A 13,357-nucleotide genomic window follows, 5' to 3' on the forward strand; every position below is an offset into this window, starting at 1 on the left:
CTCGCGCGGCGCTGTTGTATCTCCCCATGCATACCGGCCTGTTTCACGACATAGATTTCGATGCCGACGGCAAGGCGCTCAGTTTCCTGGGCACCCCCTACTCGGTGGACCGTTCGCCTTACTACCAGATCAAGACGCCCATCTGCCGCATCCGCAACGGCAGCGGCCCGCGCGTGCTGCTCATGGCGGGCAACCATGGCGACGAATACGAAGGCGAAGTCGCCCTGGGCCGGCTGATCCGCCGCCTGGATCCCGCCCGCATGCGCGGCGAGGTCACCATCCTGCCGCTCGCCAACCTGCCTGCGGTGATGGCGGCGCGGCGGCGCTCGCCGCTGGATAACGGCAACCTCAACCGCGCCTTCCCCGGCGTGCCCGGCGGCACCCCGACCGAGCGCCTGGCGCACTTCCTCGAACACGAACTGTTCCCGCGCCACGACGTGGTGTTCGACATCCATTCCGGCGGCACCTCGATGGCGCACCTGCCCACCGCCCTGATCGAGCGCCAGGACTCGCCCGGGCGCATGGCGCGCGCGCTGGACCTGATGGGCTCGCTGGGCATGGGCCACGCCTTCGTCGCCGCCAATGGCCGCGATGCGCCCACCTCCATGGCGGCGGCCGCGCGCGCCGGCGCGATCGGCATCAGCGGCGAGTTCGGCGGCGGCGGCACGCTGACACCCGCCACACTGGCCGCGACCCAGCGCGCCATCGACAACCTGCTGCAGAAGCTGGGCGTGACCGACGCGCCCGTGCTCGGCCCGCACCAGCCCGGCGCGCCCGCCATGCAACTGCTGGAACTGGACAGCCACGAACAGAACATCTTCGCCACCCGGCGCGGCTGGTTCGAGCCGGCGGTGGACATCGGAGCCAGCGTGCGCGCGGGCGACGTCGCGGGCTACTACCATGACCTCAACCAGCTGGACGCGGAAGAGGAAGTCCTGCGCTTCCGGGTATCGGGTATCGTGATTTCGCGGCGGCTGCATACCGACTGCGAATCCGGCGACAGCCTGATCCAGGTTGCGCGTCCCGTCGGCCAGGCTGATATCCTGACGCCTGCCGCCTGATCCCGGAACAATCAAAAGAAATCGCATGACCCACCGGCCCGCGCCTCCTTCCGCCCCCACCTACGACGACGTGCTGCGCGTGCGTCCCGAGGGCGCCGCCGCGCCCGCGCGCGCGGCCGCCCCCGCCAAGCCGCCGCGCATCGAGGAAGTGGCCAGGCTGGCGGGCGTATCGCCCATCACGGTGTCGCGGGCCTTGCGCCAGCCCGAGAAAGTGGCTCAGGAAAAGCGCGACCGCATCCTGCAGGTGGTGGCGCAGACCGGCTATGCTTCGAATCCGCACGCGCGCGCCCTGCGTTCCGGGCAGTCCAGCGTGGTGGCGGCGTTCGTCTCCAACATCCTCAGCCAGCAGTTCGCGCTGGCCGTGCAGGGCTGCGCCGAAGTGCTGGAGCCGCAGGGCTATCAATTGATGGTCGGGCAGACCTCGTATTCCTACGCCAAGGAAACCAGCATGATCGCGTCGCTGCGCGCCTTGCGGCCCGCGGCGGTGCTGTTCACCGGCGTTATCGAGCTCGAGGAAAACCGCCAGTCGCTGCGCGAGCTGGGCATCCCCATCATGGAGACCTGGGCCTATCCGCGCGACCCGATCGATATGCTGGTGGGCTTTTCCAACTATGACGGCGGCGTCATGGCCGCGCGCCATCTGGCCGAACGCGGCTATCGCCGCGTCGCCTTCGTGGCGCGCCAGGGCGGCCGCGGCGAACTGCGGCGCCAGGGTTTCAATGCCGCCGCTGCCGAACTGGGCCTGCAGGTGGTGGCGGAACTGGCCGTGGACAATGCGCAAACCATCGCCGACGGACGCGCGGCCCTGGGCCGGTTGCTCGCGATGGGCCAGGCCTTCGACGCCGTGTTCTGCGCCAACGACCTGCTGGCGGTGGGCGCGCTGTTCGAGGCGCGCGACCGCAAGCTGGCGATTCCGCGCGACATCGCCATCCTGGGTTTCGGCGATACCGACATCGCCCGCGAAATCGAGCCCGGCCTGAGCACCATCGGCGTGGACAGCCGCAAGCTGGGCGCCCGCGCTGGAGAACTGCTGCTGCAACGCCTGAATGGCGGCGCGCCCGCCGCGCGCCAGGAAGTGTTCCCGCTGACCTTGAACCAGCGCGCCAGCGCCTAGCGTCCCCTGCGCGTCGGCAACCGGCGCGAGCTCACTCGTCGAACACGATGCGCAGGCCCGGCAAGCCGATGCCGTCGAGCCTGGTGCTCCAGGTTTCGCCCGCGTGCACCGGATAGGCCTTGGTCAACGTGCCGGTCGTGACCAGTTCGCCCGCCTGGATCGCCTCGTCGGCCGGGCGTTCCCCGACCACCTCCAGCAGATGGGCCAGCGCCGCCAGCGGACTGCCCAACACGTTGGCGCCGGTACCGGTTTCACGGCGGATGCCGTTGCAGGACAGTTCCACCCGGAAGTCCGCCAGCCGTTCGATCAGGCCCGGGCCGAGCTCGGCCGGCTCCATCAGCGGCCCGATGTACAGCGCGCCATGCAAGGCGTTGTCCGCCACGGTATCGGCGGCCTGGAACTGCCAGGCGGGATAGTGCGACTGCACCAGTTCGAACCCATGGGCGATCCAATCCACGCATTCCAATATGGCGGCCGGCTCCCGCGTGCGCGGCGGTGCACAATGGAAATGCAGCACGATCTCGGGTTCGATGCGCGGCTCGACATAGCGGCCCAAGCGGCAATGGACTTCGCCGGTGTCGTCATAGACCGCGCTGTGTTCATAGACGCGCCCCCACACCGGAAATTCCACGCCCAGCGCCGCCCACATCGCGGCGTTGGTGAAACCTATCTTGCGGCCGACCAGCAGCGCGCCTTCGGCCAGCCGCGCCTGATGGATGCGAGCGGCCACGTCATAGGCGGCATCCAGGTCGAAGCGCGGACGCCGTGCCGTGACCGGCGCAATGTAAGAGGCATGGTCCTGCGCCGCCTTGATTTCGCGGGCAAGCGCCGCGAGGTCGGAAGCTGGCATGGTGGCTCCTGAGGGTACGCTCAAATGTAAAAGAAAACCTGCCCGCACGGCGCCGCAGCCGTTATATGCTCCCCTTGACGTCCTATTTTCAGAACAGCGGGGAAGCAATGCATGACTTGAATGACCTCTATTACTTCGTCCAGGTCGTCAAGAACGGCGGCTTCGCACCCGCAGGGCGAGCGCTGGGCATACCAAAATCCCGCCTGAGCCGGCGCATTGCGCTGCTGGAAGACCGGCTGGGCGTGCGGCTCATCCAGCGTTCCACGCGCAGCTTCGCCGTGACCGAATTGGGTCAGGAATATTACGAGCAATGCCTGTCGATGCTGGCAGGCGCGGAAGCCGCCCAGGAAGTCATCGACCGCACCCGCGCCGAACCTGCCGGCACCATACGTTTGAGCGCACCGCCTGCGCTGATCTACTACTTCCTGGGCGACCTGGTGGCCCGCTTCATGGTCCGCTGCCCCAAGGTCCACGTTTACCTGAAGAGCTTCAGCCGCCCCGTGGACGTGCTGCGCGAGGGCTTCGATATCGCCGTGCGCGTGCGCTTCGGCCCCATCGAGAGCAGCGACCTCATCATGAAACCGCTGGGCATGAGCTGCCAGTGCCTGGTGGCCAGTCCGGCGCTGGCGCGCAGCATCAAGCTGCCTGCGGATCCGCAAGCCCTGAACGAACTGCCCACGCTGGCCTTGGGCACGGAACAGCGCGAATCCCATTGGCGGCTGGACGGGCCGGACGGCGCACGCATCGTCGTGCCGTTCACGCCGCGGCTGGTGACGGATGACATGCTGGCGCTGAAGCAGGCCGCCTTGCGCGGCGTGGGCGTGGTCGCCCTGCCCCTGCTCATGATTCGCGACGAACTGGACGCAGGCACCCTGGTGGACGTGGGCGCCCCCTGGCAGCCGGAAGCGGGCAGCGTGCATGCCATTTTCCCGTCCCGCCGCGGCCTGCTGCCCGGCGTGCGGGAGCTGCTGGATTTCCTGAGCTCGGAGTATCAGGACGTGGCCAAGCGCGAACACGACACGCAAGTGCGCCACAAGCTGCCCACCTTGAAGTAGCAGCATGCTCGCGCAGCGTCCGACGAGTGGGACGCAGAAACCCATTTTTCCTGCCTACCCAGCCGCCCGCGTTGCTCCTAGGATGATTAGCCCCACGTCACCAGGAGCACACCATGAGCGTCCCCGCCAACTTCAATGGCCAGCGCCCCGTCATCGATCCCAACGATGCGGTCATGTTGCTGATCGACCATCAAAGCGGCCTGTTCCAGACGGTTGCCGACATGCCGATGACCGAGCTGCGCTCGCTCGCCGGCGCGCTGGCTTCCATGGCCACCCTGGCGAAGCTGCCCGTCATCACCACGGCCTCAGTGCCGCAGGGCCCCAACGGCCCGCTGACTCCCGAAATCCATGAAAACGCCCCGCACGCGAAATATGTCGCACGCAAAGGCGAAATCAATGCCTGGGACAATCCTGAATTCGTTGCCGCGGTCAAGGCGACCGGCCGCAAGACCCTGATCATTGCCGGCACCATCACCAGCGTCTGCATGGCGTTCCCCGCCATCAGCGCGGTGGCCGAGGGCTACAAGGTCTTCGTGGTGGTCGACGCCTCGGGCACCTACAGCAAAATGGCCCAGGAAATCACCCTGGCGCGCGTGGTCCAGGCCGGCGTCGTGCCCATGGACACGGGCGCCGTCGCGGCCGAGCTGCAAAAGACCTGGCACCGCGAAGACGCGGCCAAGTGGGCCGAGGTCTACACCAAGATCTTCCCGCCCTACCAGTTGCTGATCGAAAGCTACAACCGGGCCCAGGAAGTCATCAAGAAGGGCGAACAGCTCGACTCGCAACGTTGAGTCCGCCCGGATGTTCCCCGCGCGCCGCAGGGCGCGCAATTCCCTCATGGAGTATGCAATGACCAAGCCCTATGTGAAACTCGACAAGACCCAGGCCGCGGTGCTGCTGGTCGACCACCAGGTGGGCCTGCTGTCCCTGGTCCGGGACTTCCAGCCCGACCAGTTCAAGAACAACGTCCTGGCGCTGGCCGACCTGGCCGACTATTTCAAGCTGCCCACCATCCTGACCACCAGCTTCGAAGACGGCCCCAACGGCCCGCTGGTGCAGGAACTGAAGGACAAATTCCCCAAGGCGCCCTACATCGCCCGCCCGGGCAACATCAACGCCTGGGACAACGAGGACTTCGTCAAGGCCGTCAAGGCCACCGGCAAGAAGCAGCTGATCATCGCCGGCGTCGTCACCGAGGTCTGCGTGGCCTTCCCGGCGCTGTCGGCCCTGGAGGAAGGCTTTGAGGTGTTTGTCGTGACCGACGCGTCCGGCACCTTCAACGAGGTGACCCGCAATGCCGCCTGGAGCCGCATGGAACAGGCTGGCGCGCAACTGATGAGCTGGTTCGGCGTGGCCTGCGAGCTGCACCGCGACTGGCGCAACGACATCGAAGGCCTGGGGACGCTGTTCTCCAACCACATTCCCGACTACCGCAACCTGATGGCGGCCTACTCCACCGTCAAGGGCAGCAGGTAAGGTCCCCGTCGGCCGCGCCCAGGCGCGTGACCGGCTGGCGCGGACTTCCACGGCGGCGCGCACCGGGCGCGCCGCCGTTTCATTTCTTGCGGGCGAACGGGTAGGCCTGCTGCGCCAGGAACGTGCCTGGCATGTCGTTGTCCAGGATGCCGTAGTTCTCGGGCAGGCGCTTGCTCACGCCGCGCACCGCCGTGCCGAACGCGTAATCGATGAACGAGAAGTGGGCGGCGTAGTTGCGGTCGATGGCCTCGGTATCCGAGGAGTGGTGCCAATGGTGGAAGTCCGGCGTCACGATGATGTAGCGCAGCCAGCCCCAGGGCAGCCTCACGTTGGAATGGATCAGCACCGCCTGGAAGCCGACGATGATGATGTAGGCGTCCAGCACCGGCTTGGAAAAGCCCAGCGCGAACAGCACGCCCAGCACCGCGACCCGCGTGATCAGCAATTCGACGATGTGCAGCCGCGAACCGGCCAGCCAGTCCAGGGTGCGGGTGCTGTGGTGCACCGCATGGATGCGCCACAGGAACGGCACCTCGTGATAGGCGCGATGCGCCGCGTACTGCACCAGGTCAGCCACCAGCACGGCCAGGAACAGCTCCACCAGGTAAGGCAACGACACGATGGCCTGTTGCAGCGGCTCGTAGGCCGCCCAGGAAAACAGCCGGTGCACGAAAAAGTTGATGCACAGCAGCACCGCCCCCACCGACAGGTGGTTGAACAGGAAGTGCTTCATGTCCACCTGCCATTCGCCGCGGAACACCGGCTGGCCCGGGTACAGCGGGAACAGCTTCTCGAAAATGATGAAGACGGTGCTGGAAGCCAGCAGGTCCAGGATGAACCAGTCCAGGCCCAGGTAGGGATGGTGGCCGGTGTTGGACGTGGTCACCACCACGTTGCTGCCGCCGGCGGCCACCGCGCCGCACACCAGCACGAAAGCGGCGATGTTCAGCCAGCGCTGCCGGCCCAGCACGGTGTTGGCTAGCGCGATGGTGCCCGAAATCAACAGCGCGGTGAACAGCAGGCCCCGCATCGCGTCCACGTTGTAGAAGCTGCGCAGCTCCGGCGTGGTCAGGTAGGCGGGGAAGTGAAACGCCAGGACGCCCAGGACCGCCAGGATCGCCAGGAACAGCGCGATCACGCCGCTCATCATGCCCGTACCCGGGTGGATCCTCCCGTCCTGCTTGAAAAGCTGTAAGACCTGGCGAAGGATGGACGCGCGCTGATTCATTTCAAATTTATGGCAGACCACGGGGAAGCGAGTTTATCGCCGGGGACGGATCTCAATGTAATAAAACGTGATCAGGCGCGACAGAATGGCGTCCCTGCCCCCACTTTGCGCGGTATCAATTCTCAGACGGAAGGCATGCACCCGGATGGTTGACAAGGGCGCGGGGTTGGCGTGTCATGGAATCGAAAGCTTTATGGATCATCAGGTTCCCCGGTTTCCCGCAGTGCCCATCAACCGGTTCTTTAAAGAGGCCCCTATGTTCCCTGAATACCGCCACCTCATTACCCAACTGAAATCCGAAAACGCGCATTTCTCCGCGCTGTTCCAGCGTCACAATGACCTGGACCAGGAAATCAAGAACATGGAGGCCGGTATCCAGCCGGCGTCGGGCAACGAGGTCGAAGTGCTCAAGAAGGAAAAACTGCACCTGAAGGACAAGCTGTACGGCATCCTGCGCGCTGCCGACCAGGGCGGCAGTTGAAGGTATCGCATCGCTGCTGGCGGCATCGGACAACGCCGGTCCCTTGCCGCCATCGTCGGCCATTCTCTGGCTGCCGGAATCTGCGCTGAATTAGGTCAGCTAAATAGGGATTAGGGTAATTAGTTTTCCTAATCTTGCGTCCAAGGCTAGTCTGTCGCCCTTGATCCAAGGTTGACGATGACCACCGCCTACATTCCCGGATTCCTGCTCGGCCTGAGCCTCATCATGGCGATCGGCGCGCAAAACGCGTTCGTACTGCGCCAAGGCCTGCGCCAGGAACATGTCTTTGCCGTCTGCCTGACCTGCGCCCTGTCCGACGCCATCCTGATCAGCGCCGGCGTGGCCGGCTTCGGCTTGGCGGTAGGCGCCCTGCCCTGGCTCGAGTCCGCGCTGCGCTACGGCGGCGCGCTATTCCTGTTCGCCTATTCCGCGCGCAGCCTGATATCGGCGCTGCGCGCCCGCCACGACAGCCTCACGCCCTCATCCACCCAGACCACGGGACGCGCCGCCGCGCTGGCGACCTGCCTGGCCCTGACCTGGCTCAATCCGCACGTGTATCTGGACACCGTGGTGCTGCTGGGCTCGGTCTCCAGCCAGTACGACGGCCACAAGACCGCCTTCGCGCTGGGCGCGATATCGGCGTCGTTCGCCTTCTTCTTTGCGCTGGGCTACGGCGCGCGCCTGCTGCGGCCGGTCTTCGCCAATCCCAATGCGTGGCGGGTGCTGGACGGCTGCGTCGCCGCGGCCATGTTCGCGATCGGGCTGAAGCTGGTGCTCTGACCCCTGGGCCGCAGCCCCCTGCGCGGCCTAGCGGCTTTTGCCGGACCCGGCGGACGCGTTCACATAGTCCTTTACCGTGCGGTCCTTGTTGAAGATCACGGTCAGCGTCTGCTGGTTGTCCATCGCGCCATAGGCGCTGTTGTCGAAATAGAACCACGTGGCCGTCGTCAGCCCATCGCGGCCGACGCCCTGCGAGCGGGGCGGGCCGTAGTCCCGCACCATCTCTTCGTAGGTGGTGACGTTGAGCTTGATGGCGGCCACCTTCGATTCGGTCAGCAGGTCGCTGGAACCGCTGGCGCAGCCCGTCACGATGGCGGCCAGGAAAAGCAAGGATGTTCTCATTGTGTGTTCCTTTTCAGGCGTCGTGCAGGTCTTCGACCCCGTCCAGGTAGATCCGGGCCAGCCCTTGCGCGATCGATTCCTTGATCTGTTCGGTACGCTTGGAAATATGGCTGCGCAGGTTCCGCTGCGCGGCGGCGAGATCGCCCGCGCGCAGGGCGGCCAGTATCGCAACATGCTCAGCCTGGGTCTTGTCGCGCCCTATGCGTTCCATGTTGATCCAGCGGATGAAACGGATGCGTTCGTTCACGTTGCCCAACACCCGCTGCAATTCCAGATTTCCCGACATCTCCGCCAGCATCTGGTGGAAAGTTTCGTCCAGGTGCACGAGCTGCGTGACCGGCAGGTCCGGCGACTTGCTGCGGCTGTCCGCCAGGAAAGCCTCCAGCGCATCCAGTTTCTGCGGCGTGGCGCGCTCGAAGGCCAGTTGCAGACAGGCGAGTTCCAGCACCTCGCGGGTCTCGTAGAGATCGATCATTTCCTTGAGATTCAGCTGGCGCCGCACATAGCCGCGTCCGGCTTCCTCCAGGAAACCGTCGCGCGCCAGCAGATGCAAGGCCTCCCGCACCGGCGTGCGGCTGACGCCCAGGCGTTCGGCCAGGGCGACCTCATTGAGGCGTTCGCCGGGTTTGATTTCATAGGAAATCACCATCTCGCGCAGCTTCTCCAGCACGTGCGAGAAAGCGCGTCGACCTTTTTCCGCCGGTTCAATGCTTGTCATGTTCATTGTTTTCGTCTTGGGCTGCGGAAGCCTGCGCCGGCCGCCGGGCATCACGGCGGGAGACGGCGCGGCGGCGAGCGGATCACGTTCGCCGCGGCTGCGAATTCGGCCTCGATCAGAGGGGGGCAAGCGTTGATGATTGTAATGGCTCCGGACGCATCGCGGCCGGCGGCCCGGCGGGCCGCCGGCCGCGTTCAGGATGGCGTGGCGTAGTTGGCGCGGCCTACCGCCACCAGCTTGTCGGCATCGTCGCGCACCTCCACATCCGACACGCATATGCTCTTGCCCATGCGCAGCACCCGGCCCACGGCGCGCAGGCTGGTGTTGGTGGCCGGACGCAGATAGTCCGTGCGGAAGTTGATGGTCGCCAGCGGCTTGCCCAGCATCATCATCAGCACGTACTGGCCGACCGCGTCTATCATCGCCGCGATCACGCCGCCATGAAATTGCCCGCTGCCCGCCATGCGCTCGAATTCCGGACGCAGCTTCATCTGCATCACGATCTCCTGCCTGTCGTAGTCGGCGGACAGCACGGTAAGCCCCATGAAGCTGTTGAAGGGAGCCCGCTGCAGACGCTGCTGCATTTCTTCGATCGTCATCACTTCGCTCATGGCGTCACCACCACTTTGCCCATGACTTCGCGGTCCTCGATCAGGCGCAGCGCCTCGCCCGCCTCATCCAGGCTCAGCACGCGGTCCACCGGAACCTGCATCTTTCCCGACTGCACCAGCGCCAGCAAGGCATCCAGATCCTCGCGCATCCAGCCGTTGGAGCCGCGGATATTCAGCTCGAAGGTCCAGATGAAACGCAGATCGGTCTGCGGGTCGTAGCCCGCGGTGGCGCCGCAAGTCAGCAGCCGGCCGCCGCGCCGCAGGCAGCGCATGGACTTGACCCAGGTATCGCCGCCGGTGAAGTTCACGGCGACGTCGACGCCGCCATCGAACTTGCGACGGTGCGGCTTGCCATAGAGTTCGTAGATGGCGCGGGCGAAATCCGCCTGCGAGTAGTTGATGACATGGTCGGCGCCCAGTTCGCGCAGGCGCTGCATCTTGGACTCGCTGCTGGCGCAGGCGACGACCTCGGCGCCCGCAATCTTCGCCAGCATCACGCAGCCCACGCCCACGCCGCCGCTGGCGCCCAGCACCAGCACTTTTTCCCCGGCCTGGACCTGTCCTATGGTGTGCATCATCCGGTAGGCCGTGCCGAAGGCCACCGGCAAGGCCGCCGCCTGCTCGTAGCTCACCCCGTCCGGGATGCGGATCAGCTGGTGCACGCGCGCCTTGCACAGCTCCGCCAGGCCGCCGTGGACGGTTTCCCCCATCAGGCCGCCCTCGGCCCGGTTGATGGGATCGACCAGCACCCGGTCGCCCACCGCCCAGCCCTCGACGCCCGAGCCGACCTCGACGATCTCGCCGGCCACGTCCAGGCCCATGATGACCGGGAAATCCAGCTTGATGCCCGGCATGCCCCGGCGCGTGAAGACGTCGTGATAGTTGATCGACGTCGCCTTGACCCGCAGGATCACGTCGCCCTCGCCCGCCTTCGGATCGGGGAACGCGGAGTCATATTGCATGACCTCCGGACCGCCATGTCCGTGAATGACTACTGCCTTCATGGATGCTCCTTGCTCTGATTGAGGATGGTTGGGTTGAACATCAGCTCGGCGGCCAGCTGCGCGGCCGCCTTGCGGTTGACCTTGCCCGTGCTGCTGACGGGCATCTCGTCGACAAAGCGCACCGCCCGCGGGTGCTGATAGGCCGGCCCATGAGCCAGCGCGTGGTCCTTGACCTCCCGTTCGGACAAGACCGCATCGGGACGCAGCACCACCAGCGCAACCGGCTTCATGCCCTTGAGCGCATCGGGCAGCGGCACGACGCAAGCCTGGAAAATGGCGGGATGACGCTCCAGCATCTTCTCGACCTCGCCGGGATAGATGTTTTCGCCGCCGCAAACGAACATGTCATCGGCCCGGCCCACGAAGTAATGGAAGCCGTTCTCGTCGCGACGCATCACGTCGCCGGTGATATAGAAGCCGTCCTCCGTCATGGCCGCCGCGGTCTGCTGCGGCAAGGCGTGATAGCCCAGCATCAGGGCCGCGGAGCGGACTTGCAGCACGCCTGCCGCGGCGTCGAGGTTGTCGCCGTCGACCAGCCTCACCTGCACCGCCGGGTGCGGATACCCGACGGACAACACCGGCTGCGCCAGCCCGTCGGGATGCGGGCCGAACACCAGCGCGCCGGTTTCGGTCGCGCCGTAGCCGTTGCCGATGGCCGCGCGCGGAAACATGGCGCGCGCGCTGTCGGCGATGCGTTGCGTGAGCGGCTCGGACCCCAGCCGCACCATGGCCACCGAGGACAGGTCCGCCTGCGCCGCCAGCGCGGTCTCGCGGGCCAGCAACGCGATCATGGTGGGTATCGCGGTCAGCCAGGTGCAGCGGTAGCGCGGTATCGCGTCCAGATAGCCCGCGGGTTCGAACTGCGGCATCAGCACCAGGCTGCCCCGGCCCGCGAGCGCCAGCTTGACGGTGTTGAGCGCATTCATGTGATACAGGGGCGCCGCCACCAGGAAGCGGTGGCCTGAGTAATCCGTCGCCGCGATGCGCTGGCGCACCGTCCAGAGGTAGCCAGCGTGCGACAGCATCACGCCCTTGGGACGACCGGTGGACCCGGACGTGTAAAGGAACAAGGCGGCCTGCCCCGGGACCACGGGCTCTGCCTCCCTGGGGCCAGGAACAAGGAACGCGGCATAGCCTTCAGGGCCGTCCGCCCCGAACTCGACCATCGGCAATTGCGCCGTGCAGAGTCCGCGCCGCAACGCGTCGCAGAACACCAGGCTGGCGCCGCAATCCTGCAGGATGAACTCGATGCCTGCCGCTGGCAGCCGGTGGTTCACCGGCACCGCGACCAAGCCGGCGCGCATGATTCCCAGATAGGCGGCCAGGAACTCCATGCGATTGGCCGACAGGATCGCCACCCGCGCGCCCGGGGCCAAACCGCGCGCCCGCAGCCCGCGCGCCACGCCGTCGGCCTGCGCATCAAGCTCGCCATAGGTATAAGTGCGCGGTCCGGTCTCGCCGCCCAGGTCGATCAGGGCGACGGCGCTCGCGTCGTGGTCCGGCGAAAACAGCACGCCCAGGTTGGCGGATGCGGCCATTATGCATCCTTCCAGCCCGTCAGCCCCTCCACCGCCTGCCGCGTGATCTCCTGCGAGTGGCGCAGCGTCCCTTCGCGCCAGATCTGGTCCACCGGGCAGAACGAGTCCAGCAGGTCCGCGCGCAGCATCTCGTAGCGCTCGCTCTCCGGGTCCGCCTTGAATTTCAGCCACAGGTCCAGACGCAGCAAGCGGCGCATGTGCCAGCCGCGCGTGCCGAACTCGATCACGGCGCCGCACATCGGCACGTCGCCCAGGAAGGATTGCACGCCATAGAACAACAGGCCTTGATAATTCGGGCGCGACTTGCCGTGCGGCCGCTGGCCGACGATGCGCTCCTTGCCCCACCACTGCACCGCCAGGTCATGCAGCGGCCCGCCCTCCTCGTTGAAGCACAGGAAGAACGGCTCGCCGTATCCGCCTATGCCCGTATGCCAATCGATCAGGGCGACCTTGGCCGCGCCGGCCAGGTGGTCGCGGACAATGCGCTCCAGCGTCAGGTTGGACCATTCCCGTCCCTTGCCGCCGTAGTTCAGGCCGTCCGGATGGGAGTACTGGCCGCGCGCCAGCGTGTCGTACAAGCGATCCTCGCCATGGCTGGCCGCGAAATCCTCCATGGCCTGCTGCGCGGCCGCAACCTCCGCGCGGCTCCATTCGTCGCGCAGCAGCAGCGGATGCAGCAGCGCATAGTCGGGGTTGGCGGGCGGCGCTCCCTCATGTCCGATGAAGTTTCGATTCAGGTCCACGTTGTTTTCAGTGGTGCGGCTCAGGTGCGCGAAGCCCCAGGGGTTGATGGCATGCACCATGACCACCGCCACGTCCGGGTCGAGCGCCGCGGGGCCGCCGCCCAGCATCCACGCGATCTGCGCGGCCGAGCCGAAGAAGCCCTCGAGTCCGTGCGTGCCGCTGATCACCAGCAGGCGGCGCGGCGCGTCGGCGCGGCCGAAGCAGGCCACGTCGGTCACCAGCGCCGTGCCGCCCGGCGCCCGCGCGCCGGCGTGCGTGTACTCGGCCAGGCGTCCGCCTGCGCCCGCGGCTGCCGCCCGGAACTTGTCGCGCGCCCGGCCATAGTCGAGCGCGTAGCATTGATGGAATTCCATGG

The 13,357-nt window shown here is 66.3% G+C and carries 15 protein-coding genes; 7 read left to right on the forward strand and 8 right to left on the reverse strand.

The genetic code is table 11. The annotated features are described in order from the left end of the window. The first annotated feature begins 26 nt into the window (after positions 1–26). Positions 27–1,061, forward strand: coding sequence for a M14 family metallopeptidase (locus ACZ5YA_RS12960; RefSeq protein ID WP_464092644.1), 1,035 nt, complete (start codon positions 27–29; stop codon positions 1,059–1,061). A 25-nt stretch (positions 1,062–1,086) separates the two neighbouring features. Next, entirely contained in the window at positions 1,087–2,175 is a 1,089-nt protein-coding gene (locus tag ACZ5YA_RS12965) for a LacI family DNA-binding transcriptional regulator (RefSeq protein ID WP_059379550.1), read from the forward strand. 31 nt (positions 2,176–2,206) lie between these two features. Here the strand turns inward: ACZ5YA_RS12965 and ACZ5YA_RS12970 are convergent, their stop codons facing one another. After that, a complete protein-coding gene (locus tag ACZ5YA_RS12970; protein WP_059379551.1) occupies positions 2,207–3,025 on the reverse strand; it encodes a 2-keto-4-pentenoate hydratase in 819 nt (272 codons plus the stop codon). A 107-nt stretch (positions 3,026–3,132) separates the two neighbouring features. Between ACZ5YA_RS12970 and ACZ5YA_RS12975 the strand changes: the two genes are divergently transcribed. The 3 genes from ACZ5YA_RS12975 to ycaC all read left to right on the forward strand — a co-directional run bounded on the left by ACZ5YA_RS12975 (position 3,133) and on the right by ycaC (position 5,556). Continuing rightward, positions 3,133–4,080 carry a LysR substrate-binding domain-containing protein gene (locus ACZ5YA_RS12975; protein ID WP_059379552.1) on the forward strand — a complete coding sequence of 316 codons (948 nt, stop codon included), beginning with the start codon at positions 3,133–3,135 and terminating at the stop codon, positions 4,078–4,080. Between the two features lie 113 nt (positions 4,081–4,193). Next, positions 4,194–4,871, forward strand: coding sequence for a hydrolase (locus ACZ5YA_RS12980; RefSeq protein ID WP_464092645.1), 678 nt, complete (start codon positions 4,194–4,196; stop codon positions 4,869–4,871). Between the two features lie 58 nt (positions 4,872–4,929). Continuing rightward, a complete protein-coding gene (gene ycaC / locus ACZ5YA_RS12985) occupies positions 4,930–5,556 on the forward strand; it encodes an isochorismate family cysteine hydrolase YcaC (RefSeq protein ID WP_118933728.1) in 627 nt (208 codons plus the stop codon). A 79-nt stretch (positions 5,557–5,635) separates the two neighbouring features. On the opposite strand, the gene ACZ5YA_RS12990 is transcribed toward ycaC, so the two are convergent. Continuing rightward, positions 5,636–6,784, reverse strand: coding sequence for a sterol desaturase family protein (locus ACZ5YA_RS12990; protein ID WP_059379554.1), 1,149 nt, complete (start codon positions 6,782–6,784; stop codon positions 5,636–5,638). A gap of 256 nt (positions 6,785–7,040) precedes the next feature. Here ACZ5YA_RS12990 and ACZ5YA_RS12995 point away from each other — a divergent pair, with 256 nt between their 5' ends. Together ACZ5YA_RS12995 and ACZ5YA_RS13000 are read left to right on the forward strand one after the other, a co-directional pair. Next, positions 7,041–7,265, forward strand: coding sequence for a YdcH family protein (locus ACZ5YA_RS12995; protein WP_013395499.1), 225 nt, complete (start codon positions 7,041–7,043; stop codon positions 7,263–7,265). A gap of 177 nt (positions 7,266–7,442) precedes the next feature. Next, a complete protein-coding gene (locus ACZ5YA_RS13000; protein ID WP_464092646.1) occupies positions 7,443–8,045 on the forward strand; it encodes a LysE/ArgO family amino acid transporter in 603 nt (200 codons plus the stop codon). A 27-nt stretch (positions 8,046–8,072) separates the two neighbouring features. Here the strand turns inward: ACZ5YA_RS13000 and ACZ5YA_RS13005 are convergent, their stop codons facing one another. The 6 genes from ACZ5YA_RS13005 to ACZ5YA_RS13030 form a co-directional block, all read right to left on the reverse strand. Further along, positions 8,073–8,387 carry a hypothetical protein gene (locus ACZ5YA_RS13005; protein ID WP_059379562.1) on the reverse strand — a complete coding sequence of 105 codons (315 nt, stop codon included), beginning with the start codon at positions 8,385–8,387 and terminating at the stop codon, positions 8,073–8,075. A gap of 13 nt (positions 8,388–8,400) precedes the next feature. Beyond that, the gene (locus ACZ5YA_RS13010; RefSeq protein ID WP_118933721.1) at positions 8,401–9,111 is read right to left on the reverse strand and encodes a GntR family transcriptional regulator; all 711 of its coding nucleotides are present in this window, start codon (positions 9,109–9,111) and stop codon (positions 8,401–8,403) included. 188 nt (positions 9,112–9,299) lie between these two features. Beyond that, the gene (locus ACZ5YA_RS13015) at positions 9,300–9,716 is read right to left on the reverse strand and encodes a PaaI family thioesterase (protein ID WP_059379564.1); all 417 of its coding nucleotides are present in this window, start codon (positions 9,714–9,716) and stop codon (positions 9,300–9,302) included. After that, positions 9,713–10,720: a zinc-binding dehydrogenase gene (locus ACZ5YA_RS13020; RefSeq protein ID WP_118933720.1), complete on the reverse strand. Its 1,008-nt coding sequence runs from the start codon at positions 10,718–10,720 to the stop codon at positions 9,713–9,715. The genes ACZ5YA_RS13015 and ACZ5YA_RS13020 overlap by 4 nt, the downstream gene beginning before the upstream one ends. After that, positions 10,717–12,261, reverse strand: coding sequence for a class I adenylate-forming enzyme family protein (locus ACZ5YA_RS13025; RefSeq protein WP_464092850.1), 1,545 nt, complete (start codon positions 12,259–12,261; stop codon positions 10,717–10,719). Before ACZ5YA_RS13025 ends, ACZ5YA_RS13020 begins: the two co-directional genes overlap by 4 nt. After that, complete coding sequence (locus ACZ5YA_RS13030) at positions 12,258–13,355, reverse strand: M14 family metallopeptidase (protein ID WP_251881199.1); 1,098 nt, start codon at positions 13,353–13,355, stop codon at positions 12,258–12,260. Before ACZ5YA_RS13030 ends, ACZ5YA_RS13025 begins: the two co-directional genes overlap by 4 nt. Between the last annotated feature and the right edge of the window lie 2 nt (positions 13,356–13,357).

The organism is Achromobacter sp. JCM 18799 (assembly GCF_055395645.1).